The 22,747-nt window shown below is 58.9% G+C and carries 21 protein-coding genes and 3 pseudogenes; all 24 read left to right on the top strand.

Annotation, left to right across the window (positions count from 1 at the left end; translation table 11 throughout):
* Window positions 1-255 precede the first annotated feature (255 nt).
* The 24 genes and pseudogenes from FJV77_RS26580 to FJV77_RS26460 all read left to right on the top strand — a co-directional run bounded on the left by FJV77_RS26580 (window position 256) and on the right by FJV77_RS26460 (window position 22,375).
* The gene (locus FJV77_RS26580; RefSeq protein ID WP_063169372.1) at window positions 256-1,008 is read left to right on the top strand and encodes a carbonic anhydrase; all 753 of its coding nucleotides are present in this window, start codon (window positions 256-258) and stop codon (window positions 1,006-1,008) included.
* Window positions 1,009-1,168: 160 nt separating this feature from the next.
* A pseudogene (locus FJV77_RS33105) lies at window positions 1,169-1,365 on the top strand (7-carboxy-7-deazaguanine synthase QueE); the annotation flags it as partial.
* Window positions 1,366-2,462: 1,097 nt separating this feature from the next.
* Window positions 2,463-3,356, top strand: coding sequence for a nitrogenase iron protein (gene nifH / locus FJV77_RS26565; protein ID WP_024505261.1), 894 nt, complete (start codon window positions 2,463-2,465; stop codon window positions 3,354-3,356).
* A gap of 87 nt (window positions 3,357-3,443) precedes the next feature.
* On the top strand, window positions 3,444-4,946 hold the full coding sequence (gene nifD, locus FJV77_RS26560) for a nitrogenase molybdenum-iron protein alpha chain (protein ID WP_024505262.1): 1,503 nt from the start codon (window positions 3,444-3,446) through the stop codon (window positions 4,944-4,946).
* Between the two features lie 129 nt (window positions 4,947-5,075).
* Window positions 5,076-6,617, top strand: coding sequence for a nitrogenase molybdenum-iron protein subunit beta (gene nifK / locus FJV77_RS26555; RefSeq protein WP_024505263.1), 1,542 nt, complete (start codon window positions 5,076-5,078; stop codon window positions 6,615-6,617).
* A gap of 61 nt (window positions 6,618-6,678) precedes the next feature.
* Complete coding sequence (gene nifE, locus FJV77_RS26550; RefSeq protein ID WP_024505264.1) at window positions 6,679-8,163, top strand: nitrogenase iron-molybdenum cofactor biosynthesis protein NifE; 1,485 nt, start codon at window positions 6,679-6,681, stop codon at window positions 8,161-8,163.
* 8 nt (window positions 8,164-8,171) lie between these two features.
* Window positions 8,172-9,524, top strand: a complete 1,353-nt coding sequence (nifN, locus tag FJV77_RS26545) for a nitrogenase iron-molybdenum cofactor biosynthesis protein NifN (protein WP_024505265.1) — start codon at window positions 8,172-8,174, stop codon at window positions 9,522-9,524.
* Complete coding sequence (gene nifX / locus FJV77_RS26540; protein WP_063169371.1) at window positions 9,521-10,018, top strand: nitrogen fixation protein NifX; 498 nt, start codon at window positions 9,521-9,523, stop codon at window positions 10,016-10,018. Before nifN ends, nifX begins: the two co-directional genes overlap by 4 nt.
* A gap of 16 nt (window positions 10,019-10,034) precedes the next feature.
* The gene (locus FJV77_RS26535) at window positions 10,035-10,514 is read left to right on the top strand and encodes a NifX-associated nitrogen fixation protein (protein ID WP_024505267.1); all 480 of its coding nucleotides are present in this window, start codon (window positions 10,035-10,037) and stop codon (window positions 10,512-10,514) included.
* 107 nt (window positions 10,515-10,621) lie between these two features.
* On the top strand, window positions 10,622-11,326 hold the full coding sequence (locus FJV77_RS26530) for a response regulator transcription factor (protein ID WP_224571202.1): 705 nt from the start codon (window positions 10,622-10,624) through the stop codon (window positions 11,324-11,326).
* 95 nt (window positions 11,327-11,421) lie between these two features.
* Window positions 11,422-12,294 (top strand): universal stress protein, encoded by an 873-nt coding sequence (locus FJV77_RS26525; RefSeq protein WP_063169369.1) that lies wholly within the window; start codon window positions 11,422-11,424, stop codon window positions 12,292-12,294.
* Window positions 12,295-13,136: 842 nt separating this feature from the next.
* Complete coding sequence (locus tag FJV77_RS26520) at window positions 13,137-14,435, top strand: SidA/IucD/PvdA family monooxygenase (protein WP_063169368.1); 1,299 nt, start codon at window positions 13,137-13,139, stop codon at window positions 14,433-14,435.
* A 13-nt stretch (window positions 14,436-14,448) separates the two neighbouring features.
* Window positions 14,449-14,826 carry a hypothetical protein gene (locus tag FJV77_RS26515; protein ID WP_024505270.1) on the top strand — a complete coding sequence of 126 codons (378 nt, stop codon included), beginning with the start codon at window positions 14,449-14,451 and terminating at the stop codon, window positions 14,824-14,826.
* A 272-nt stretch (window positions 14,827-15,098) separates the two neighbouring features.
* Window positions 15,099-16,244: a TlpA disulfide reductase family protein gene (locus FJV77_RS26510; protein ID WP_063170388.1), complete on the top strand. Its 1,146-nt coding sequence runs from the start codon at window positions 15,099-15,101 to the stop codon at window positions 16,242-16,244.
* A gap of 320 nt (window positions 16,245-16,564) precedes the next feature.
* Window positions 16,565-17,008, top strand: a complete 444-nt coding sequence (locus FJV77_RS26505; RefSeq protein ID WP_224571203.1) for a DUF269 domain-containing protein — start codon at window positions 16,565-16,567, stop codon at window positions 17,006-17,008.
* Window positions 17,009-17,098: 90 nt separating this feature from the next.
* Window positions 17,099-17,257, top strand: coding sequence for a CCE_0567 family metalloprotein (locus tag FJV77_RS26500; RefSeq protein WP_224571204.1), 159 nt, complete (start codon window positions 17,099-17,101; stop codon window positions 17,255-17,257).
* Window positions 17,254-17,569 (top strand): annotated as a pseudogene (gene fdxB / locus FJV77_RS26495) (ferredoxin III, nif-specific). Before FJV77_RS26500 ends, fdxB (FJV77_RS26495) begins: the two are co-directional and overlap by 4 nt.
* Complete coding sequence (locus tag FJV77_RS33405; RefSeq protein WP_082826585.1) at window positions 17,541-17,840, top strand: exopolysaccharide production repressor protein; 300 nt, start codon at window positions 17,541-17,543, stop codon at window positions 17,838-17,840. Before fdxB (FJV77_RS26495) ends, FJV77_RS33405 begins: the two are co-directional and overlap by 29 nt.
* Window positions 17,841-18,076: 236 nt before the next feature.
* The gene (locus FJV77_RS26485) at window positions 18,077-19,090 is read left to right on the top strand and encodes a 1-aminocyclopropane-1-carboxylate deaminase (protein WP_024505903.1); all 1,014 of its coding nucleotides are present in this window, start codon (window positions 18,077-18,079) and stop codon (window positions 19,088-19,090) included.
* A 599-nt stretch (window positions 19,091-19,689) separates the two neighbouring features.
* Complete coding sequence (locus FJV77_RS26480; RefSeq protein ID WP_063170386.1) at window positions 19,690-20,847, top strand: TlpA disulfide reductase family protein; 1,158 nt, start codon at window positions 19,690-19,692, stop codon at window positions 20,845-20,847.
* A 324-nt stretch (window positions 20,848-21,171) separates the two neighbouring features.
* Window positions 21,172-21,608 (top strand): annotated as a pseudogene (locus FJV77_RS26475) (DUF269 domain-containing protein).
* Window positions 21,609-21,654: 46 nt separating this feature from the next.
* On the top strand, window positions 21,655-21,858 hold the full coding sequence (locus tag FJV77_RS26470; protein WP_063169367.1) for a CCE_0567 family metalloprotein: 204 nt from the start codon (window positions 21,655-21,657) through the stop codon (window positions 21,856-21,858).
* Entirely contained in the window at window positions 21,855-22,172 is a 318-nt protein-coding gene (fdxB, locus tag FJV77_RS26465; RefSeq protein ID WP_174800308.1) for a ferredoxin III, nif-specific, read from the top strand. The genes FJV77_RS26470 and fdxB (FJV77_RS26465) overlap by 4 nt, the downstream gene beginning before the upstream one ends.
* Window positions 22,169-22,375 (top strand): exopolysaccharide production repressor protein, encoded by a 207-nt coding sequence (locus tag FJV77_RS26460; RefSeq protein ID WP_082826584.1) that lies wholly within the window; start codon window positions 22,169-22,171, stop codon window positions 22,373-22,375. The genes fdxB (FJV77_RS26465) and FJV77_RS26460 overlap by 4 nt, the downstream gene beginning before the upstream one ends.
* Window positions 22,376-22,747 lie beyond the last annotated feature (372 nt).

The following is a 22,747-nucleotide window of genomic DNA, read 5'->3' as shown; positions in this document are numbered from 1 at the left end:
ACCTTCGCCTGTGCCTTTGCGGCGGGGGTCAAGCGCTGGTCTGCTAAAATTTTTTATCGTTTAGCTGGTTGAAACTGCCCCCGTTGCGGGCTGCAGAAGCCGGCCAGCCGAGAAACGGCAGCCGCACTTATGAAAGCACGCCAAGGCGTGCGGGCATCTATCAGTTGCAAAGGACAATACTGGCCGCGCCGATTGGCCATCACGCGTCCATTAGGGCAGCCACCAACATCAGTTCGCAAGAGGAGCAAAAGTAATATGTATCGTCGTCACCTGATCAAAGGGTTGGTTGCGCTCGGCGCATGCCGGATTTGCGTTCAAGCCGCCCAAGCGACCAGTGCCCATTGGGGGTACACCGGTCCGGTCGGACCGGAGCACTGGGCTGATCTGGATAAGGAAAATTTCGTATGCTCTGCCGGCACGCAGCAATCGCCGATCAATATCAACAGCGCGGTCAAGGCGGATATCCCGCATATCGCCATCGGCTGGCACAAGGGCGGCGGCAATATGGTGAACAACGGCCACACCATTCAAATCAATATGCCACAAGGCAGCACGCTGACCCGCGGCGATCGTGTCTACGAACTGGTACAGTTCCATTTCCATGCGCCAAGCGAACATCACGTGGCGGGCAAGAGCTTCCCGATGGAGGTGCATTTCGTTCACAAGGACACGCAAAGTGGTACTCTGGGCGTGCTGGGCGTCTTTTTAACGCCCGGCGCGACAAATGCCAGCTTTGCTGCCCTTGCTGCGGCCTTTCCCGAACTGCCGAATGGGGAGGTGACGATCGACGAGGTGAATCCCAACTGGCTTCTGCCAGCCTCGCTTGGCTATTGGACTTATGAGGGCTCACTGACGACGCCGCCGTGCACCGAAAACGTCGAGTGGATGGTGGCGATGGAACCGGTTGACGTTGATCCGGCAGACATCCAGCGATTTGCCTCACTCTACCCGTCGAACGCGCGCCCTATTCATTCACCCAATCGACGCTTCATCCTGCGCCAGAGTTGAGCGCCGCCCCAGCGGTTCCGCACGGTCCAACATTCTTGGCACAAGTTGGCGCGAAGCCTCCTCTTCCGGTCTGGCGGTCTGACGGCGCTCCCCAAGCTGGCTAGTCTAAATGATAGGGATTCGGTGCCGACACCACTCGTCCCAAATACGTCGCGGCGAGGTTTGTCTGCAACCCGGCAATCACACGCCGCCCCGCCGTGGTAATGAAGACGTCTCTGTCGAGTCCGACGGAATATGATGCGCATGGAACCGCTGGTAGAAAAGGTGACCAGCGACAGGTGGTTCGAAGCCCGCGTCTTGCCGCAGCTGCACGTTCTACTCTGGGGTAACAAGAGGGTAGTGTATACCTTCTCCTAGCTTCGCCGCCAACTACTCGGTTTTCCGAATTGCTCTCTATATTCTTGAAGACGATGCGTTCGTTAAAGACATGTGCTGCGCACCTGGTGTAAAAGCTGCTCTCATCATGCAGAGGTCAAGCCAGTCGGGCTCATCCGAGGCTATGGCCGTGAGCACTGTTCAGTTCGGCAGAGAGGGCGCTTTTGTACACACTTTGCGATCGTGGCGGCCCCGTGGGCAGATCTGCAAGCTGCCGCGACACTAACCTCTCGAAGCCCGCCCGCCCGCCTTTCGTGCAGCTTCCTCTGAACAAAACCACCGCTCGCCCTTCAATAGGTTGATGCGTGTCTCCCAGTAAGATTCCTGTCCAAGAACGTGATAATCTTCTTGCCAGTGTTGTAGCTGATGTTGCCCTTGATGCCGCAGCCTACCGCGGCGGGACCAAACTCAATGGCAAGCAGGCCGGCTAGGATCGTGCAGCCAGTCGCGAGCCTCGCCCACAACGGGGTCTCACGCGCATGAGGGCGCCGACCATGGGTTCGGCGGTTCATACGCGTATAACACGTATCTTTCTGAAAAAATCAATGCTCTCGGCTAAGCTACTGAATTATTTGGCTTCCATATAGCGCGTCGGCGGAACCAACTTGTAGACGGGCTATGAAAGGTTAAGCGCGGATGTCTATCGGCCGCCGGCGTTCCCGCTCTGTAAGCCTGCCTGAACTACCCGCGCCGCGGTCAAGCCCCAGGCTCCTGCTCATCCAGCGACCGCCCGATCAATGGCAGGCTGGAAAGACAAGAGCCGATGTCTTCCGATGGTCTCGCCATCAGCTTTGGGCTAACTTCCCCATTCTCCCGCTTCGAGCTCGACACACGGCGGTTTGGATGGCGCACGACAATCTGTGTCGGCTTTGTCGTGTCCGTGACAGACGCCTGAAAGGCCCGTTCGCGCGTTTTGCCGCCGTCTAAGCGGCTGGAATTTAATGACAAAGTTTCTTCTGGGATCGGCCGATCACGCTGGTACGCTTTTTGCGATGCTTGGTGTGAGGCGGCACGAGCTGCCTATCGGCACTTGTGTCGCGGGCAGTCGCGATAATTAGAACGAAGGAAGGAAAGCTATTATGTCAGGTCTGCGTCAGATCGCCTTTTACGGAAAAGGCGGCATCGGCAAGTCCACCACGTCCCAAAATACGCTCGCTGCCCTTGTCGACCTCGGGCAGAGAATCCTCATCGTAGGATGCGACCCCAAAGCCGATTCCACACGCTTGATCCTGAATTCGAAAGCTCAGGATACCGTCCTGGATCTCGCCGCACAGGAAGGCTCGGTGGAAGACCTCGAACTCCAGGACGTGCTCAAGGTGGGCTACAGAGGCATCAAGTGCGTGGAGTCCGGCGGCCCCGAGCCGGGTGTCGGTTGCGCCGGCCGCGGCGTCATCACCTCGATCAATTTCCTCGAGGAGAATGGCGCTTATGACGATGTCGATTATGTCTCCTATGACGTCCTCGGCGACGTGGTATGCGGCGGCTTCGCCATGCCGATCCGCGAAGGCAAGGCCCAGGAGATCTATATCGTCATGTCCGGCGAGATGATGGCGCTCTATGCCGCCAACAACATCGCCAAGGGCATCCTCAAATATGCCCATTCGGGCGGTGTGCGGCTGGGCGGGCTGATCTGCAATGAACGTCAAACCGACCGCGAACTCGATCTGGCCGAAGCACTGGCTGGCCGATTGAATTCCAAGCTCATCCACTTCGTGCCCCGCGACAACATCGTCCAACATGCCGAACTCAGGAAGATGTCGGTGATCCAGTACGCGCCGGACTCAAAGCAGGCAGGGGAATACCGCGCTCTGGCCGAGAAGATCCACGCCAATTCGGGCCAGGGTACGATCCCGACGCCGATCACCATGGAGGAGCTGGAGGAGATGCTGCTCGACTTCGGCATCATGAAGACCGACGAGCAGATGCTTGCCGAGCTTCACTCCAAGGAAGCGGCGAAGGCGGCGGCCCAGTAGTGACATTAGCGCTGCCATGAATCGGCGCGCCTTGCAGAGAACGGCGCCTATTCTTTGAGGCGTCACCCAACCTTGAAAGGGGGACTCATGAGCCGGGAATACGAGAATGACGGTGCTCTTCATGCGAAGCTTATCGAAGAGGTGCTGTCGCATTATCCCGACAAGGCGGCGAAGCGCCGCAAGAAGCACCTCAACGTCGCAAAGAGCGGCAACGAGGCTGGCGGGGAAAGCGAGGTCCTTTCCGAATGCGACGTCAAATCGAACATCAAGTCCATTCCCGGGGTGATGACGATTCGCGGCTGTGCATATGCTGGTTCGAAAGGCGTGGTGTGGGGGCCAGTCAAGGATATGGTCCATATCTCGCACGGCCCGGTCGGCTGCGGCCAATATTCTTGGTCGCAGCGCCGCAACTACTACGTCGGTACAACGGGCGTCGACACGTTCGGGACAATGCAGTTCACCTCCGATTTCCAGGAGAAGGACATCGTCTTCGGCGGCGACAAGAAGCTGGAACAGATCATTGACGAGATTGAAGTCTTGTTTCCGCTCAACAACGGCATCACCGTGCAGTCCGAATGCCCTATCGGCCTGATTGGCGATGACACCGAGGCCGTTTCTCGCAAAAAGACCAAGGAGTATGACAAGACGATCGTGCCGGTACGCTGCGAGGGCTTCCGCGGCGTCTCGCAGTCGCTTGGCCACCACATCGCCAATGATGCAATCCGGGATTGGGTCTTCGACAAAAAGGATGTCAAGTTCGAGGCCGGCCCCTACGACGTCAACGTCATCGGCGACTACAATATCGGCGGCGATGCCTGGGCCTCGCGCATACTGCTTGAGGAGATAGGGCTGCGCGTGGTTGGCAACTGGTCGGGTGACGCCACACTCGCAGAGATCGAGCGCGCCCCGAAGGCTAAGCTCAATCTTATCCACTGCTACCGGTCGATGAATTACATCTGTCGGCATATGGAGGAAAAGTATGGCGTCGCCTGGATGGAGTACAATTTCTTCGGTCCCTCCCAGATCGAAGCCTCTCTGCGCAACATAGCCAAGCATTTTGGGCCGGAAATCGAGGAGAAGACCGAAAAGGTCATTGCCAAGTACAGGCCGCTTGTTGATGCGGTCATCGCCAAGTACCTGTCGCGCCTGGAAGGAAATACCGTGATGCTCTATGTCGGCGGCCTGCGCCCCCGCCACGTCGTCACGGCCTACGAGGACCTCGGCATGGTCATCGTGGGCACCGGCTATGAATTCGCCCACAGCGACGACTATCAGCGCACCGGCCACTACGTGAAGAACGGCACGCTGATCTACGATGACGTGACCGGCTATGAGTTGGAGAAATTCATCGAAGGGATTCGCCCAAATCTGGTCGGCTCGGGAATCAAAGAAAAATACCCGGTGCAGAAGATGGGCATACCGTTCCGCCAGATGCATTCCTGGGATTATTCAGGCCCGTATCACGGCTACGACGGCTTTGCCATTTTCGCACGTGATGTGGATCTCGCCATTAACAACCCGGTCTGGGACCTATTCCACGCGCCTTGGAAAAGAAGCCGGGGCGATGAGCGGGCGATGGCTGCCGAATAAACATTTGCTTCAGCCCCAGTCTCCCACTGAGACGGTGAACTCCCGCGGCCTCTGATCCGCCGGAGCCTGGAACGTCTTGACGTCCTGAGCTGCCGTCCCGCGCAGCCAGATGCAAAAGAGGTAATCATCATGCCGCAGTCGGCTGAAAAAATTCTCGATCACGCTCCCCTGTTCCGCGAGCCGGAATACAGAAAGATGCTCGCTGAGAAGAAGCTAAACTTCGAATGTCCGCACCCCGATGAAATCGTTTCCGATCAGCGCGATTTCACCCAGACGTGGGAATACCGCGAAAAGAACCTCGCCCGCAAAGCGCTTGTCGTGAACCCGGCCAAGGCCTGCCAGCCGCTGGGTGCGGTATTCGCTGCCGCCGGCTTCGAGCGAACCATGTCCTTCGTCCACGGCAGCCAAGGTTGCGTCGCCTATTACCGCTCGCACCTGTCGCGCCATTTCAAGGAGCCTGCCGCGGCGGTCTCCTCCTCAATGACCGAGGATGCGGCGGTGTTTGGCGGCCTGAAGAACATGGTCGACGGGCTCGCCAACACCTACCAGCTCTACGACCCCAAGATGATTGCCGTGTCGACGACCTGTATGGCAGAGGTCATTGGCGACGACCTGCACAGCTTCATCCAGAACGCCAAGGACGAAGATTCAGTCCCGCGCGACTTCGACGTGCCCTTTGCCCACACCCCGGCCTTCGTTGGCAGTCATGTCGACGGCTATGACAACATGGTCAAAGGCATTTTGGAGCACTTCTGGAAAGGTCAGGAGCGTACGCAAATCGAAGGAACCATCAACATCATTCCGGGCTTCGACGGCTTCTGCGTCGGCAACAACCGGGAGCTCAAGCGCCTGCTCGATGTAATGGGCGTGTCCTATACATTGATCCAGGATGCCTCTGACCAGTTCGATACGCCTTCGGACGGTGAATACCGCATGTATGACGGGGGCACGAAGATCAACGAGGTGAAGAAGGCCCTCAACGCCGAGGCAACGCTTTCGCTGCAGCATCACAACACCCGAAAGACACTGGGCTATTGCGAGGAGGTCGGGCAGGCGACGGCCTCGTTCCACTATCCGCTCGGCGTTCAGGCGACGGACGAATTCCTGATGGAGGTCGCGGCGATTTCCGGCAAGGAGATTCCCGAGGCAATTCGCCTCGAGCGCGGCCGACTGGTAGACGCCATGGCGGACAGCCAATCCTGGCTGCATGGTAAGAAATACGCCATCTACGGTGATCCCGACTTCGTTCACGCAATGGCCCGCTTTGTCATGGAGACCGGCGGCGAGCCAACCCATTGCCTCGCCACCAATGGCACCTCGGCATGGGAAGCCGATTTGAAGAAGCTGCTAGCATCCTCGCCTTTCGGCAAGGCTGCCCAGGTTTGGGCGGGCAAGGACCTGTGGGCGCTGCGCTCGCTGCTCTTTACCGAGCCGGTGGACCTTTTGATCGGCAATTCCTACGGCAAGTACCTGGAGCGCGACACCGGAACGCCGCTGATCCGGCTGATGTTTCCGATCTTCGATCGGCACCATCATCACCGCTTTGCGCTCTTTGGCTACCAGGGCGCGTTGCGCGTGCTGACGACGATCCTCGACAAGATCTTCGACAAACTCGATCGCGAGACGAGCGAGACGGGTGTGACGGATTATTCCTATGACCTCACGCGCTAAGAGCCGTGGCCGGCTTTTCGCCGAGGCCATTCCTTGCCCAATGGACTGGGGAGGCTGAGCGATGTCCTCCCTCAGCGCCAAAATCAAGGACGCCTTCGATGAGCCCGCCTGCGATAAGAACCGTGGCAAAGATGCCAAGGCGCGCAAGGAGGGCTGCTCGAAGTCGCTGACACCAGGGGCGGCAGCCGGCGGCTGCGCCTTTGACGGAGCCAAGATCGTCCTGCAGCCGATCACCGACGTTGCGCATCTGGTCCATGCGCCGCTCGCCTGCGAGGGCAATTCTTGGGACAACCGTGGTGCGGTTTCGTCAGGGCCGACCTTGTGGCGGACAAGCTTCACGACCGACCTCACCGAACTCGACCTGGTGATGGGGCAGGGCGAGCGGAAACTCTTCAAGGCGATCCGCGAGATCAAGCACACATACGCGCCGCCGGCGATCTTCGTCTACTCAACTTGCGTAACGGCGCTGATCGGTGACGACATCGAGGCCGTGTGCAAACGCGCCACGGAAAAGTTCGGTTTGGCCGTGGTGCCGATCAATGCGCCTGGCCTGGCAGGCTCCAAGAACCTCGGCAACAAGCTCGCCGCCGAGGCGTTGCTCGATCATGTCATCGGCACGGTCGAACCCGACGACCCCGGGCCCTACGACATCAACATCCTTGGCGAATTCAACCTCTCGGGCGAATTCTGGCTTGTAAAGCCGCTCCTCGATCGGCTCGGCATCCGGGTGCGCGCCTGCATTCCCGGCGATGCGCGTTACCGCGACATTGCTTCCGCGCACCGCGCCCGGGCGGCAATGATCGTGTGCTCGACCGCGCTGATCAGTCTTGCCCGCAAGATGGAGGAGCGCTGGGACATCCCGTTCTTCGAGGGCTCCTTCTATGGCATCTCCGACACATCGCAAGCTCTTCGCAACCTTGTCAGGCTGCTGGTGAGGAAGGGCGCCGATCCGGAGATCCTCGAGCGCACGGAGACGCTGATCGCGCAGCAGGAGGCGATCGCGTGGAAGAAACTCGAATCCTACCGGCAAAGGCTCCAAGGCAAGCGCGTGCTGCTCAACACAGGCGGTGTGAAGTCCTGGTCGGTTGTCCGTGCGCTGATGGAGATCGGAATCGAGATCGTCGGCACCTCGGTCAAGAAATCTACGGTGCAGGACAAGGAGCGCATCAAACAAGTTCTCAAGCACGACAAGCATATGTTCGAATACATGGCTGCGCGCGAGCTGTACGCCATGCTCTCTGAACACAGGGCCGATATCATGCTGTCGGGCGGTCGCACGCAATTCATTGCGCTCAAGGCCAAGACGCCCTGGCTCGATATCAACCAGGAGCGCCAGCACCCTTATGCCGGCTATGCCGGCATGGTGGAACTCGTACGCCAGATCGACCTCGCCATTCACAATCCGGTCTGGTCTCAGGTGCGCCAGCCGGCCCCGTGGGATTGCCAGCCTGATCTAAAAGACGAACTGCCATGCACGAAGAAGGAGTCCGGGCACCTGTTCGATGAATTCGCCGGCGCGACGGCACACGAGTTCAGCGAGTGTTGAGGCGACCGATGGCCCGCATCCTTCCCCAGACCAAATCCGCGGCGGTGAACCCGCTGAAGTCGTCGCAGCCGCTGGGTGCCGCCTTTGCCTTTCTTGGGGTCGACGGCGCGATGCCGCTGTTCCACGGCAGCCAGGGATGCACAAGCTTCGCGCTCGTGCTCTTCGTACGGCACTTCAAAGAAACGATTCCATTGCAGACAACAGCGATGGATGAGGTGGCGACCATCCTCGGCGCTGCCGACCATCTTGAAGAAGCCATCCTCAACCTCAAGAACCGCACGAAGCCAAAGCTGATCGGGGTGTGCACGACCGCGCTGGTGGAGACGCGTGGCGAAGATTGCGCGAGTGATATTGCGAACATCAAGCTGAAGCACACGCAAGAGCTTGCGGGTACGGAGGTCGTGCTGGCCAACACGCCGGATTTTGACGGCGCGATCGAAGAGGGCTGGGCCAAGGCAGTCACCGCAATGATCAAAGGGATTACAGGCTCGGGCGAACGTGCGCGGCAGCCGAAGAAGATCGCGATCCTGCCCGGATGCAACCTCACTGTCGCCGACATCGAGCATATGCGTGACATGGTTGAAAGCTTTGGGCTCAAGCCGGTTATTCTGCCCGACATTTCAGGCTCGCTCGACGGTACGGTTCCTGACCGCTGGGTAGCGACCACATACGGCGGCACCAGCGTCGAAGACATTCGCGAGTTGGGCACGGCCATGCAATGCATCGCCATCGGTGAGCACATGCGCCGCCCGGCGAAAGCGCTGCACGGGTTGACCGGCGTGCCTTACGTGTTGTTCCAGTCACTGACTGGGCTGCAGGACACGGACCGCTTCGTGTCGCTGCTGTCTGCGATTTCGGGCGCGGCGGTACCGGCCCGCGTGCGCCGGCGCCGGGCGCAATTGCAGGACGCGATGCTCGACGGACATTTCCATTTCGGCGGCAAGAAAATTGCCATCGCTGCCGAACCAGACCAGCTGTTCCAACTTGCGACCTTCTTTGCTGGCCTCGGCTCCGAGATAGCCGCGGCCGTCACAACGACCGACAGGTCTAAAATTCTCGAGAAAGTCCCGGCGGTTTCGGTTCAGATCGGCGATCTCGGCGATCTGGAAAGTCTTGCCGTCGGTGCTGACCTGCTTGTCACGCATTCGCACGGGCGCCAAGCATCGGAGCGGCTCCGAATTCCGCTCATGCGCATCGGGTTCCCGGTCTTCGATCGACTAGGCAGCCAGCACAAGCTCGCAATTCTCTATCAGGGCACCCGCGACATGATCTTCGAGGTCGCCAGCATCTTCCAGGCCAACCAACACGCGCCCACTCCTGAGGCGCTTGATCCACTCCGTAATCGAGAAATATCACGATGAACGCTGTTCGCCGCCTCTCGCTGGTCAGTAGTGAGGTTTTCGCCCCGATGCCTGAACGACGTAAGGGCGCATTGCGCGTTGCGATCGCCACTCAGGACATGCAGGACCTCAACGCCCATTTCGGGTCGGCCAGGCGCTTTGCTGTCTACGACGTGACGCGCGAGGAATGGAATCTCGTAGAAGCCGTGGCCTTCGATGACGTGTCCGATGAAAGCGGGGAGCATCGGGCCGAGCGCGATGATCGCATCACGCCAAAGGTGGATGCGCTCAAGGGCTGTCAGATCCTGTTTTGTCTGGCAATTGGCGGCCCTTCGGCAGCCAAGCTTGTCGCGGCAAAAATCCACCCGATCAAAGTGGCGGAGCCCCAATCGATCCCACAGGTGCTCTTGCGCACGCAGATGATGCTCAGGACGTGTCCTCCGCCTTGGCTGCGCAAGGTGCTGGCGCGAGCGGGCATTGCCGAAAAGAAACCGTCCTTCGAGGACGAGGACTGAAAAGAGGAGGACGCCAATGCCTGACCCCGCAATCCCCCCAGCTGTCGCCGAAGACGAGGCGGCTCTTTGCACCCCGTTCGTCAAATGCCTCGTGCGGCTGATCCGTTCTCAGGATTCCTATGGCTCGTGGGAACGCAAAGCGGACGCTGAGCTGCTGGGCGACTTCATCATTACCAAGGAACAGCGCCGAGGGATCCCAATCATCGGAGATCCCGATCCCGACGTGCTGTGGAGGCTCGACAAGTACTACGCCGCCATCGGGCTTGCGATCGAGGAGCGCTGCGGCCTTATGGCATCGCCGATGATCCAGGTGAGCCATGAGGGTTTTGGTCGGGTGCTTTTCACGACCGGACGGCTGGTCGTTTTGTCCAAAACGCTGCGCGATGTCCACCGGTTTGGCTTCGAGACGCTCCTGAAGCTCGCCACGGCCGGTACGAAGCTGGTCGACGATGCGATTTCAGTCATCGAAACCTTTCCCCACGTGGCGCTGGCATGATGGGCGCGATTTTCGAGAAAGGCCATCATGACGGACCCGAGAAACTATGTTGGCCAGTCCCCTCGATCCAGGGACTCGAGGCCGACCAGGTTGTTGGGGTATCGCCGATGAAGAAGCCGCTGGTCCTGATCTGCTCGCAAGATGCCGAGTTCTATCTGCTCTACAGCCACATACTGGAGGTTGACGGTTTCAGCAGTGAGACGGCAGACGGCGCGAAGGCTGCGCTGGCCTTGGCCGAACAACGGGAGCTTCAGGCCGTAGTGCTGGATTGCGACCCAGCCAGCATAAACGGGTCCGCAATTTGCGCCCACCTCAAGCGGGAACCGCGCACCACCGACCTGCCTATCATCGCCCTGATCGCGCCTGGCGCCGAGCACCAGCACCTCGATCTCTTGAAGGCAGGCGTTGAGAGCTTTGTGCGGCCGGTGGCTCCGGCCAAGCTGCTCGACTGCCTGCGGGCGAGGCTCGGGCTGACCAAGCGTGGTCCGAACGGGGTTGAAAACGACAGTTGGATTTGTTGTGGAGGCCTGGAGATGAAGCTCGATGCCCATCGGGTTCGCGGTAATGGCCACGACATCCATCTCGGACGGATCGATTTCAACGTGCTGCGGCTTATGATTGAGGCCCCCGGCAAGGTCTTCAGCCGGGACGAGCTTATCGGGGCGGCCTGGCTGCCCAACATTCATGTCGGTGCACGCACCGTCGATGTCCATATCAGCCGAATCAGGAGGGCGCTGAAAACGGCCTTGCCCGGCAGCGTCATTCGCACCGTCAGGTCGGCCGGCTACTCGCTCGAGAAGCCGGACGACTGAAATCGGTGATCGAACGTGGTGCCGCTCTCTCTTCCTCCTGAGAGCGGTGTTGCCGCTTTGAGGCGCTCCTAACGAAGACCAGGAGAAGCAGGCAAATGGAATTTAAAAGCATATTCAGTGTGACGGGTGCTGATCATTCTGATGAGGACCTCACAACAGCTGCCGGACTGTGTGCCGAGGTCGGCGCGCACCTATCGGTACTCATTATACCGCCTCCATTGCTCTTGATGTCGTCTCCGCCCCCCGAATGGAATACAGGACGTGCACAGGCAATTGCAGTACCGAACTATCGATTTCAGCAAATCGAGAAATTTTCACAGGACGTGACCAGAATGGAAAGACGGTCCGCGGATATCCTCAAAAGGCTGAAAGCTATGTCGCTTTCCTGTGACGTTGACACCGACTATTGCGATCCGGCTAGCCTCGGTGAAGTGGCACGACAGCGGGCGCTCTGCGCTGACCTGACGATCGTTGGAGGAGACCTCCTCAACGATGAGACTCTCGGACCTCCTGTTGTCAACGGCTGCTTGTTCGATAGCGGAAAGCCGGTGCTCATCGTGCCGAAGGGCGTTAAGGCGACGCTGTCGCCTCGACGCGTGCTGGTCGGCTGGGATTCGCGTGTAGAGGCCTCGCGTGCGGTTCGGGAAGCTCTTAGTATCCTATCCGCTGCCAAGGAAGTCTGTGTCGCTATGGTCGATCCAAAGGCGCAAAACAACGGGAAAGGCGCGCAGTCTGGAGCTGACATCGCTGCCTATCTTACTCGGCACGGTGCTCGGGTCTCCGTTGACCTGCTTAAGAGCGCCGGCAAATCGGCGGGCACAGTGCTGACCCAGCACGCGAACGACATCTGTGCTGACATGATGGTTATGGGTGCTTATGGCAGCCGTGGGCTGCGTGAGCGGATTTTCGGCGGTCCGCCGAGCTGGAGCTTTGGGAAGACCACATTGCCGCTGTTTTTGGCTCGCTGATCAGCTCCGTAGGAACACCGATCAGGTCGTAGGACCGCCAACCAGTCCGAAGTCGTCGTCGGTTACCGGTCGGATTGCGGAGACATGGCTGGATCCGCGAACATCTTGCGACGCTTGTCAGAGCCAAACCGGACGCCTCGACTGCTTCACGACGCTCTCGTGAACCAACTCGTGCGAGATCGTCCGCAACGGGCAGTAAAGACGAACGGCTGCAGCAGACCGCAGCCAAGCCACAGGGCGGGTGTACCAGGAGACCCCGCCTCGTGCGCGAACCCTGTTGGAAGGCCCCTTATCAGTACCCGGACGCGCGTCAAATCGGCGGCTGTCCCTGTCAGCCTGCGGTGTGCAAGGGCCGCTGCCGCGGAGCTTCCCCTGCCCGATCGTCGGGCGTGCGACAATGTCGGATTCCAGACGAGCTGGAACTGCGCGAACTCGTTGGTTTGACAGGTCTTTATCCGGCACGCCGCATGCATGGGAGTCTCCGAAAGCATTAAGAGCCGTTATCCATGGTTACGCCCCTCGAAAGAAAGAGCCGCTTCCGTCGTGGCAGGGAAACAGCCACTCCTGGGGTGGAGGCCGGCGCTAGAAGCCGCCGTAAGATCCGGAAGAGCCGCGCGACAGCATCACACACTTTCCTTCTGCTCTTGGGTTCGGATCACGCCGCGCCGCTGTCGATGCCGCCGACATTGAGCCCAAGACCTGGAAGGCGGCACACGCTTTTGCTGTCCTCTCAGTCGGGACCGCGGCTCAAGCATGCCTGTGAGGTTCGCATTGCTCAATGCCCGGCAATCGACGTCAACATGCCGCTGAGTTGGAAAACACTCCTAGAGGAGTAAGGATAAGTGGACCTCTTTTGTATTGGTGTGGGTGCTGGACCATCTAATTTGAGCCTTGCGTGTCAGATACAGGAAGAGATTGCGCAAGGGGCACTGTTCCTGGACCGGGAGGTCGATTTCCGAGGACATCCAGGCAGCGCTTTCGATTGCGCGGAGCTCCAGGTCGGCCACTTCCAGGATCTGGTTACTCTGGTCAATCCGCGATCAGCCTACACATTCGTAAACTACCTCCACGAGAACGGGCGTCTTTACAATTTCCTCAATGCGCAATTTCACGGGGTGCTTAGAGCCGAGTTCGCCCAATATCTCAACTGGGCGTTCCAGAAGAATCCGCTTGTCCGTGGCGGCGAGGCCGTTCGCGAAATCCGCTTTGACGGCGAGTTTCGCGTGCGGACGGACAACGCGGTCCTTGATGCAAGAAACCTCGTCATCGACATAGGCAAGCAGGCGCAAATTCCGCCTCAGTTTCATGGCTGGACTGGACCCAACCTGTTCCACTCATCTGAGTTGGCCCACATCAATCCTGAGGTGCAAAAAAAGCATGTCTGCGTTGTTGGCGGCGGACAGTCGGGAGCCGAGCTGCTACTGCACCTTGTCGGCCGGCCGAAAGAACGGCGGCCCGCGGCGATCACATGGGTCTTGACGCGCGAGATGCCTTTCGACGACCACGCGTTCACAAACGGGCTGTTCACGCCATGCTTCTCGGATCGTTTTGCTGCGATGAGCGAGGTGCATCGACAGCTGTTCCTGCGGCGTTTCGCGCTTGCCTCCGAGGGCATTTCAGAAAGCAAGTTGCGCGCGGTCTATCAGGCGCTCTACCACCACGCCTTTCTCGAGCCACACCAATGCGAGATCACATTGCGGCCAAGTTGCAACGTGTCGCGCTGCATCAATGCCGGAGCAGGGCACAGGCTCACGCTGCAACGCGGCTTGGACAACATCGGAGAAGTAACCGCCGATATCGTCATCCTGGCCACCGGGTACGAGAAACCGCTGCCGGGTTTCCTAGAACCGATCGCAGATCGCCTCGAACAGATCGGCAATGAGCTCGCCATCGGCGAGGATTTTTCGGTGTACTGGGACGGACCGCGAGACCGACGCCTTTTCGTTCAGAACGCCTGCCTTGGACAGCGCGGGCTGGCTGATCCGAACTTTGGGCTGCTGGCCTGGCGAGCGCGCCGCATCCTTGACAGCCTTCTGCGGCGCGCGCCATGCGCCAATCCCGAGCATCTAGGGTTCATCAACCGTCCCTTGACGGAGTGCTGGCCCGACCTCGGAGTCGAACAAATGGGCAGCGGGATATGATTCGTCGATATTGATGATCGGCGGTGGCATTCAGGAAAGATTTCCGCCTCTGGCGGCAAAAGCGGGACGAGCAATATTCCTACGGCGTCAGATCGCTCTGCTCGCGCTTGAGCAAGGTAGCGTCGCGCGACTCCTGCTTGGCGTGAAACAGCAAAGGGCATTCAATCACGATGCAGCTTTACGTGCTGTCGGGCTCAACGCCACGTGGATCGAGCCCAACGCCGCCGTTGGCAACCGCGACGCGAATTATGACGCCGGGCCACATGCGGCGGTGGCTGCAAGGGTACCGAGCCTCTCCCGCACTTTCGACCCCATCGCCGAAGTGCGACTACTCCAGGACGCCGAAGCCGGTCTTATCGCCAGCGGGCCAGCCAAACTCTCACCTTCCTAAACGGCAGCCGCTAAGGTGAGCCGTCGAAAGCCGACATTCAGGTTAACGTCAGCTGGCCGTGTTAGGGCTCGCTTATTCAAGGCGGTACCGGCGCTTGCCGAAGCTAAGAAGGGTTGGCATGCCCTTTGCCGTGCTTGATGTGCGGCAACACGGTGAGAGCTCCGCTGAAGCAAGCGAGAGGGAGCAATGCCCTCGAGACCGTGTCCGATTTTGACTGGAAAATATTCCGCGACAAAAGAGACGAAAGGTGTGGAATGACTTTGGACACCAAGATGGAACTGCGTATGGGGTCCCCGGCTCCTGCGCTGAAAGTGGAGAACTGGCTGCGTGGCGAGCCCCTCACGAGCCTTCGGCCCGGCAAGGTCTACCTCGTTGAATTTTGGGCGACTTGGTGCCGACCATGTGTCCACGCCATGCCCCATTTGATCGAACTGCAGGAGAAATATAAAGACAGCGGATTTGAGATTATCGGAGTCGCAGCTTGCGAAAAGGCTGCAACCGCGGACGAAGCGCGGACCAACGTGGATGCCTGGCTGACCGAGAAGTTCCCGAATCTGAATTATCGGACAGCGTTCGATTGCACTGGCGAAATGAAAAAGCTCTGGCTGGAACCCAGCTCTTCGTTCGGGATTCCCACCTCGTTCGTGGTCGACCGCGACGGCCACATCGCTTATATCGGCCACCCGGCACCTCTCGATGACGTTTTGCCGAAAGTCCTTAACGGCAGCTGGCGCAGCAGCTATGAAGCGAAAGCCGTCGATGCAAAGCGAATCTCGCGTGTGCGCGAATCGTCGCTGAGTCAGCCGATATACGCCAAACTTGGGCCGGCGATGCAGGACGAGGATTGGGCAGCGGCACTATTGGCCATCGAAGAAGGCCTCGCCGTGATGCCAGACTCTTTTGATTTTCGGCGGGTTCATGCGGATATTCTGCTTCACAAGCTGCGCGACATCAAAACCGGCTTGCCGCTTATGCGCGAATTGGTCGAGGACGCGATCAACAAAAAGTTCGAAGCGATGTCTTGGGTGGTGATGGCGCTGAACCAACTCTTCCATCCCACGATCGACAACTCCCATCTTCCGCATGATGATCGCTTTGCGATGGGCAAGGAGCTCTCCGAACAGATCCTGGAACTTAATCCTCCGCAAGGCGATGGAGACTTTAAATTCGGGTGTTACTTTCCGGTCGCTCAGTATTATTACGAGAGCGGCAACAAGGACCGGGCGATCGAGTTGATCGAGGTGGCAATCAAATCGCTGGACCATTCGGAGCCAGTGCCGGACCAAACCAAACAGCGCTACCTCACCTCGTTGCTCCAAGCCCTGGCCAACTACACGGGTGAGCCTGCCTGTCACGCGGGTCTCTGTGTGGCTCCGCAAAACAAGACTTCCGAAACTCAAAACGCTGTCACTTCCTGAGCAAGGATCGCGAAGGGCATGACAATTGGAATTGAACACCGGCAAATCCGCCCGCCCAGGCGCACTTCGCAGCAATAACGTCGATGCCGCAAAAGTGCGCGGCTTGCGGCAGGTGGAATTTCCATTGCGTTTACCTCGGGTCGAACCGCGGCGCAGGCGTTCGCGCCGCGGTGAAAGGTCTCGCATTGGTGGACGTGCTCGAGGTCGGCCACGGGACACTGTTGCGTGGGATCGGCTCGCCCAAGCCATTCCCCGCCCACGCAAGCGCCCGAACCACACATCGCAGAAAAAGAGATCGTCCTTCAAGAGGAGTACTGAAATTGGGGAAAAGCGAAATTCCTCATGAACCGGTTGGCCCTGCTGTCCACGGGGACGACGAGGCCCTTGCTTCCCCGTTCGTCAAATGCCTCCTGCGGCTCATTCGTACTCAGGATTCCTTCGGCTTATGGGAAGGCCATTCGGATGCCGAGCTGCTGGCCGAGTTCATCATCACCAAGCAACAGCAACGTGCGGTACCCTTTGGCGGCGATCCCGATCCTGACGCGCTGTGGAGGCTCGACATGTTTTACACCGCCGTAGCGCTTGCGATCGAGGAGCGCTCCGGCGTGTCGACGTCGCCGACAATAGAAATGAAACCCGTGGGGGCTTCCGGCGGTTGGGCGTTCTGTCGAGACGTCCACCGGTTCGGCTTCGAGACTTTCCGCAAACTTGCTGAGGCCGGTACGAAACTGGTCGACGATGCGACTGCAGCCATTGAAGCCTAGCCCGAGATGGAGCGCATCAAGAAACCATTGTTCCAGGAAGGATCTATGTCAGACCTAGATAGGATGAGGAAAAAAGTCTGAAAGCTCCAGTTGCGTGCAGCTATTGCCAAGATGGCATTGCAGGACCTCGTCGAGGGTCTGCCGGGCAAGTGGGCCGACATACAGGAAGTCGCCGAGAAAACCCAAGCCGTTTATGCCGAGTTGGATGTTGCCAAGAGAGAACTCGCTTCAATGAAGAATTTAGGATGATGCGCACATTCACCACCCGTGACGGCTCCATTTGGATGCCGCCGTACCTGACCTCCATCGATAGCAAATCTGCATCGGCTGCTGCCGTTGTTTCAAGGTCTGCTCGCGCGATGTCATGCATCTTCACGGCGTTGATGATGCGGGTGAAATCCTCGCCCCTGCGATGACGAGGACGACGATTTCGACGGCAAGCTCAATCGCATGATCATGGTTGTCGATGATGCCGGCCGCTGCATAGGCTGCGGAGCCTGCGGCCGCGTCTGCCCCAAGAACTGCCAGACGCATGTTCCGGCCGACGAGCTCGCAACATGATCTGGCGAAAACCAGGGGAGCGGCGTGCACTTCATCTTTTTGTCGGCTCGTGGGGCTGGTCCTGTGCAGCAATGCGTCGATGGTTTACTTCGCTTTGGATTCGCTCCGTGTGGCAGTCGTCACGACGCTGGCCTGTTCGCTGCTGCTTCAGGCCGGCTACTTCGGCCGCGTGCTCTTTCTGATCTGGCAGTCCTCTAGCCGCGCTCGTGGAACTCGCCACAGGGGCCAGCATGCCGATGGTTACAGGAAAGCTCGGGTACCAGTCGTCTGACTCTGATCAACTGCGGAATGCAATTTTCAGCTGTGTCCCGGCTTGGTCGAATGCCCAGCATGTGCTGCTGCTTTGATGCGCGGATGACAGGATCAGTGCTCAGACCCACACCAATTTTGGTCACCCTCTGATGACTGAGCTGATCGTATAGGGAATCTGTGTTCGGCTAACACGCGACCATACCCCTGGGCTGACCGGTGCGTAGCAGGTTCAGGTACTTTTTTGCTGGAGATAGCATGCTGGAAAAATTCGAACGTTATCCGCTCACCTTTGGACCCACGCCGATCGAGAGGCTCGACCGCCTCGGCAAGCATCTGGGCGACAAGGTGGAAATCTACGTCAAACGCGAGGACTGCAACTCCGGTCTCGCGTTCGGCGGAAACAAGCTGCGCAAGCTCGAATACATTGTGCCCGACGCGATCGCGTCAGATGCCGATACGCTCGTCACAATCGGTGGCGTGCAGTCCAACCATACGCGCATGGTCGCTGCGGTCGCCGCCAAGATCGGCATGAAATGCCTCCTGGTCCAGGAGAGCTGGGTCCCACATGATGATGCTGTCTACGACCGGGTCGGCAATATCCTCTTGAGCCGCATCATGGGGGCAGAGGTGCGCCTGGTTGACGAGGGCTTTGACATCGGCATCCGCCGCAGCTGGGAAAAGGCACTTTATGAAGTCAAGGCAAGGGGCGGCAGGCCATATGCGATACCTGCCGGCGCCTCTGTCCACAAATACGGCGGCCTGGGCTATGTGGGGTTCGCTGAGGAGGTGCGTGCCCAGGAAGAGCAGCTTGGGTTTGCCTTCGACTATATCGTCGTCTGTACGGTGACTGGTTCAACCCACGGCGGCATGCTCGTCGGGTTCGCCAAGGATGGTCGACAGCGCAACGTGATCGGTATCGATGCCTCCGCCATGCCCGCCAAGACCAAGGCGCAGGTGCTTGGCATCGCCCAAAATACAGCGAAGCTCGTCCACCTCGGAGCGGAAATTGTCGAGGCAGACGTGGTGTTGTTCATGGACTACGCGTACCCGGGTTATGGCGTTCCATCGGAGGAAACCAAAGAGGCAATCCGTTTGTGCGCGCGGCTCGAGGGCATGATTACGGACCCCGTTTACGAGGGCAAATCGATGCAAGGGATGATCGACCTCGTCCAGAGGGGCTTCTTTCCACAGGGATCGAGGGTCCTCTACGCACATCTAGGCGGCGCACCGGCGATCAACGGGTACGGCTACACCTTTCGCAACGGCTGACGTTCGGCAGTCTGCGATTCCGCGGTCGCGCTCGAACGTGGGTAGGTAGCGTCGTTCGAGCGCTTGGCTGGAGAAGTGGAGGCAGCGACGGGCATCCACTAATTGGTACCATTACGTGCTGTCGGTGCTCAACGCCACGCGCATTGAGCGCATGCCGCCGTTGGCAACCGCGAGGCGAATTTTGACTCCGGGGCAAGAATCCACACGCGGCGGTGGCGGCACGAGGACCAAGCCGGCGAGTTCGCGCTTTCGAACTGGCGCCAAACTGCCACTGCTCGAGGGCCGAGGCCAGTCTAATCACAGGCGAGCCGTCCAAGCTCTCAAGAGTGATAGGGCGAAACCCGACAGCGGCAGAAGACATGTCGGGTTCACGACAATCGGCCGCATTTGGCCTCGTGGAGAATTTCAAAGCATTTCCCGCCGCTTACCGGAGCTGAGGGAATTGGCACCTCCGTTGCAGCTTGATGTGCGGCAACACGGTGAGAGCTTCGCTGAAGCAAGCCAGAGGGAGCGATGCCCTCGAGACCGTGTCCGATTTTGACTGGAAAATATTCCGCGACAAAAGAGACGAAAGGTGTGGAATGACTTTGGACACCAAGATGGAACTGCGTATGGGGTCCCCGGCTCCTGCGATCAAAGTGGAGAACTGGCTGCGTGGCGAGCCCCTCACGAACTTTCGGCCCGGCAAGGTCTACCTCGTTGAGTTTTGGGCGACTTGGTGCGGACCATGTGTCGACGCCATGCCCCATTTGATCGAACTGCAGGAGAAATATGAAGGCAGCGGATTTGAGGCGGTCGGAGTTGCCGCCTGCGAACAGGGTCCTACCGCAGACGAGGCGCGGACCAACGTGGATGCCTGGCTGACCGAGGAGTTCCCGAATCTGAATTATCGTATCGGGTTCGATTACATTGGCGAAATGAACAAGCTCTGGATGGATCCCAGCTCTTCGATTGGGATTCCCACCTCGTTCGTGGTCGACCGCGACGGCCACATCGCTTTTATCGGCCACCCGGCGGAACTCGATGACGTTTTGCCGAAAGTCCTTAACGGCAGCTGGCGCAGCAGCTATGAAGCGAAAGCCGCCGATGCAAAGCGCATCGCGCATAACCAACTTGCAGCGCGCGAAATGTCGCTTACCGGGCCGATATACGCCAAACTTGAGCCGGCGATGCAGGCCGAGGATTGGACGGCGGCGCTCTTGGCCATCGAAGAAGGCCTCGCCTTGATGCCAGACTCTTGTGAGTTCCGGCAGATTCATGCGGATCTTCTGCTTCACAAGCTGCGCGACATCAAGACCGGCATGCCGGTCATGCGAGAATTGGTCGAGGACGCGATCGACAAAACGTCCGACGCGGTGTCGTGGATGGCCTTGGCCCTCAACCAACTCTTCGATCCCACGATGGACAATTCCCATCTTCCGCGCGCGGAGCGCTTTGCGATGGGCAACGAGCTCTCGGAACAGATACTGGCACTCAATCCCCCGAACGGCGATGGCCCGTTTAAATACCTCCGGTACCTCCCGGTAGCTCAGTATTATTACGAGAGCGGCAACAAAGATCGCGCAATCGAGTTGATCGAGGTGGCACTGAAATCGGTGGACCGGCTGGGGCCAATTCCGGACCACACCAAACAGTACTATCTTACCCCATTGCTCGAAGCACTGGCCAACTACACGGGTGAGCCTGCCTGTCACGCGGATCTTTGTGTGGCTCCGCAAAAGAAGGCACCCGAAACTCAAAACGAAGTCACTTCCTGAGCAAGAATCGCGAAGGGACTGACAATTGGAATTGAACACTGGCCAATCCGCCCATCGAAGCTCTCTTCGCAGCAAGTATGTCGATGCAGCAGGGCGGCGGCTTGCGGAAGGTTGGATTTCAATTGCGTTGACCACCGGTCGGATCGCGGCGCAGACGATGTGCGCCGCGAATTCGCGCCGCAGGTCTCGCACTCGTGGACATGTCGAGGTCGGCCACGGGGCACTCTTGGGGTTGGCCCGCCCAAGCCATTCGTCGGCCACGCAAGCGGACCCGGAGTGGGCATCGCAGGAAAAGGAAATCGTACCTCGAAGACGAAGACTGAAATGACGAACAACGAAATTCCTCCGGTTGGCCCTGCTGTCAACAATGACGACGAGGCCCTTGCTTCCCCGTTCGTCAAATGCCTCCTGCGGCTCATTCGTACTCAGGATTCCTTCGGCTTATGGGAAGGCCATTCGGATGCCGAGCTGCTGGCCGAGTTCATCATCACCAAGCAACAGCAACGTGCGGTACCCTTTGGCGGCGATCCCGATCCTGACGCGCTGTGGAGGCTCGACATGTTTACACCGCCGTAGCGCTTGCGATCGAGGAGCGCTCCGGCGTGTCGACGTCGCCAATAATTGGAATGAAGCCCCTGCGGGCTTCCAGCGGTTGGGCGTTCTGTCGAGACGTCCACCGGTTCGGCTTCGAGACTTTCCGCAAACTTGCTGAGGCCGGTACGAAACTGGTCGACGATGCGACTGCAGCCATTGAAGCCTAGCCCGAGATGGAGCGCATCAACAAAACCATTGTTCCAGGAAGGATCTATGTCAGACCTAGATAAGATGAGGAAGAAAGTCCGAAAGCTCCAGTTGCGTGCAGCTATTGCCAAGATGGCATTGCAGGACCTTGTCGAGGGTCTGCCGGGCAAGTGGGCCGACATACAGGAAGTCGCCGAGAAAACCCAAGCCGTTTATGCCGAGTTGGATGTTGCCAAGAGAGAACTCGCTTCAATGAAGAATTTAGGATGATGCGCACATTCACCACCCGTGACGGCTCCATTTGGATGCCGTCGTACCTGACCTCCATCGATAGCAAGACCTGCATCGGCTGCTGCCGTTGTTTCAAGGTCTGCTCGCGCGATGTCATGCATCTTCACGGCGTTGATGATGCGGGTGAAATCCTCGGCCCCTGCGATGACGAGGACGACGATTTCGACGGCAAGCTCAATCGCATGATCATGGTTGTCGATGATGCCGGCCGCTGCATAGGCTGCGGAGCCTGCGGCCGCGTCTGCCCCAAGAACTGCCAGACGCATGTTGCGGCCGACGAGCTCGCAACATGATCTGGCGAAAACCAGGAGAACGGCGTTGCACTTCATCTTTTTGTCGGCTCGTGGGGCTGGTCCTGTGCAGCAATGCGTCGATGGTTTACTTCGCTTTGGATTCGATCCGTGTGGCAGTCGTCACGACGCTGGCCTGTTCGCTGCTGCTTCAGGCCTGCTATTTCGGCTGCGTGCTCTTTTTCGCGGACGTCGATGATCTGTAGAACTGTTCATTCGCTCCGCAGAGGGCCGGCGAATCCAATCTCTTCCTAAGCCCGTTGGCCGTAATCGAAAGACACGGGGCCGGCGAGTTCGTGCTCAGCTGCCACTGTGCTAGCAAGGGAACGGAATCCAATCCCGGAGCAGATGGCCAGAGTTGAGCGAAGACTGCGGTCGGAGCTCCTGCGCTTCCGGGTCTCCAAGGGGACGACTTTGCGAACCGAAGGGACTTTGAACCGTTGACGTGGCCAGCGTGCGGTAGGTTGGGCCAGCGACAGGGATCCCGGCCGGCCGGGAAGCACCGCCCTCTCAATGTGCGTTGACTTCGCTTCCTTTGGCGAAATGTGGGTAACGGCGAGGGCCGCACTCTTCCCGGG

The organism is Mesorhizobium sp. WSM4306, from assembly GCF_007003975.1.
In the GTDB taxonomy this organism is placed as follows: domain Bacteria; phylum Pseudomonadota; class Alphaproteobacteria; order Rhizobiales; family Rhizobiaceae; genus Mesorhizobium.
Note: the sequence above shows the minus strand (reverse complement) of the source record. Positions and strands in the feature narration are given on the sequence as shown.

Bases quoted from the DNA above. Each gene is read 5' to 3' on its own strand.
- nifX (WP_063169371.1), top strand. From the start codon at position 9,521: ATGAACGCTGTTCGCCGCCTCTCGCTGGTCAGTAGTGAGGTTTTCGCC.
- FJV77_RS26485 (WP_024505903.1), top strand. From the start codon at position 18,077: ATGCTGGAAAAATTCGAACGTTATCCGCTCACCTTTGGACCCACGCCG.
- FJV77_RS26580 (WP_063169372.1), top strand. From the start codon at position 256: ATGTATCGTCGTCACCTGATCAAAGGGTTGGTTGCGCTCGGCGCATGC.
- FJV77_RS26530 (WP_224571202.1), top strand. From the start codon at position 10,622: ATGAAGAAGCCGCTGGTCCTGATCTGCTCGCAAGATGCCGAGTTCTAT.
- nifD (WP_024505262.1), top strand. From the start codon at position 3,444: ATGAGCCGGGAATACGAGAATGACGGTGCTCTTCATGCGAAGCTTATC.
- nifH (WP_024505261.1), top strand. From the start codon at position 2,463: ATGTCAGGTCTGCGTCAGATCGCCTTTTACGGAAAAGGCGGCATCGGC.
- FJV77_RS26460 (WP_082826584.1), top strand. From the start codon at position 22,169: ATGATCTGGCGAAAACCAGGAGAACGGCGTTGCACTTCATCTTTTTGT.
- nifN (WP_024505265.1), top strand. From the start codon at position 8,172: ATGGCCCGCATCCTTCCCCAGACCAAATCCGCGGCGGTGAACCCGCTG.
- nifE (WP_024505264.1), top strand. From the start codon at position 6,679: ATGTCCTCCCTCAGCGCCAAAATCAAGGACGCCTTCGATGAGCCCGCC.
- FJV77_RS26470 (WP_063169367.1), top strand. From the start codon at position 21,655: ATGTCAGACCTAGATAAGATGAGGAAGAAAGTCCGAAAGCTCCAGTTG.
- FJV77_RS26510 (WP_063170388.1), top strand. From the start codon at position 15,099: ATGGAACTGCGTATGGGGTCCCCGGCTCCTGCGCTGAAAGTGGAGAAC.
- FJV77_RS26525 (WP_063169369.1), top strand. From the start codon at position 11,422: ATGGAATTTAAAAGCATATTCAGTGTGACGGGTGCTGATCATTCTGAT.
- FJV77_RS33405 (WP_082826585.1), top strand. From the start codon at position 17,541: ATGTTCCGGCCGACGAGCTCGCAACATGATCTGGCGAAAACCAGGGGA.
- nifK (WP_024505263.1), top strand. From the start codon at position 5,076: ATGCCGCAGTCGGCTGAAAAAATTCTCGATCACGCTCCCCTGTTCCGC.
- fdxB (WP_174800308.1), top strand. From the start codon at position 21,855: ATGATGCGCACATTCACCACCCGTGACGGCTCCATTTGGATGCCGTCG.
- FJV77_RS26480 (WP_063170386.1), top strand. From the start codon at position 19,690: ATGGAACTGCGTATGGGGTCCCCGGCTCCTGCGATCAAAGTGGAGAAC.
- FJV77_RS26535 (WP_024505267.1), top strand. From the start codon at position 10,035: ATGCCTGACCCCGCAATCCCCCCAGCTGTCGCCGAAGACGAGGCGGCT.
- FJV77_RS26515 (WP_024505270.1), top strand. From the start codon at position 14,449: ATGATCGGCGGTGGCATTCAGGAAAGATTTCCGCCTCTGGCGGCAAAA.